Source organism: Roseobacter sp. TSBP12 (genome assembly GCF_009129705.1).
GTDB lineage: Bacteria > Pseudomonadota > Alphaproteobacteria > Rhodobacterales > Rhodobacteraceae > Celeribacter > Celeribacter baekdonensis_A.
On record NZ_PYIB01000055.1, the window covers coordinates 1 to 940 of the forward strand.

The 940-nt window shown below is 56.6% G+C and carries 1 protein-coding gene; it reads left to right on the plus strand.

The genetic code is table 11. The features are described from left to right. On the plus strand, window positions 1-940 hold a 940-nt coding region (gene tuf, locus C8029_RS16630), incomplete at both ends, for an elongation factor Tu (protein WP_152003329.1).

A 940-nucleotide genomic window follows, 5' to 3' on the forward strand; every position in this document is an offset into this window, starting at 1 on the left:
ATGGCTAAGGAAAAGTTTGAGCGTTCCAAACCGCACTGCAACATCGGCACGATTGGCCACGTTGACCACGGTAAAACGACGCTGACGGCAGCGATCACCAAATATTTTGGTGACTTCAAAGCCTACGATCAGATTGATGGTGCACCGGAAGAAAAAGCGCGTGGGATCACGATTTCCACGGCGCACGTTGAGTATGAGACGGAAAACCGTCACTACGCGCACGTGGATTGCCCCGGTCACGCCGACTATGTGAAAAACATGATCACCGGCGCGGCGCAGATGGATGGCGCGATCTTGGTTGTGAACGCCGCTGACGGCCCGATGCCGCAGACCCGCGAGCACATCCTTTTGGGTCGCCAGGTTGGTATCCCGGCCATGGTCGTGTTCATGAACAAAGTGGACCAGGTTGACGACGAAGAGCTTTTGGAACTCGTCGAAATGGAAATCCGCGAGCTTCTGTCGGCTTACGATTACCCGGGCGACGATATTCCGATCATCGCGGGCTCGGCTTTGGCCGCTCTCGAAGGTCGTGATCCTGAGATTGGCGAAAACAAGATCCGCGAGCTTCTGGCCGCAGTTGACGCCTACATTCCGCAGCCGCCGCGCGCGGTTGACGAGCCGTTCCTGATGCCGATCGAGGACGTGTTCTCGATTTCTGGCCGCGGCACTGTTGTGACCGGTCGTATCGAACGCGGCGTGATCAACGTTGGCGACAGCATTGAAATCGTTGGCATTCGTGACACGAAAACCACGACCTGTACCGGCGTTGAAATGTTCCGCAAACTGCTCGATCGCGGGGAAGCTGGCGACAACATCGGCGCATTGTTGCGTGGTGTGGACCGTGAAGGCGTTGAGCGCGGTCAGGTTTTGTGTAAGCCGGGTTCCGTGAAGCCGCACACGAAGTTTGAATCTGAGGTCTACATCTTGACCAAGGAAGAGG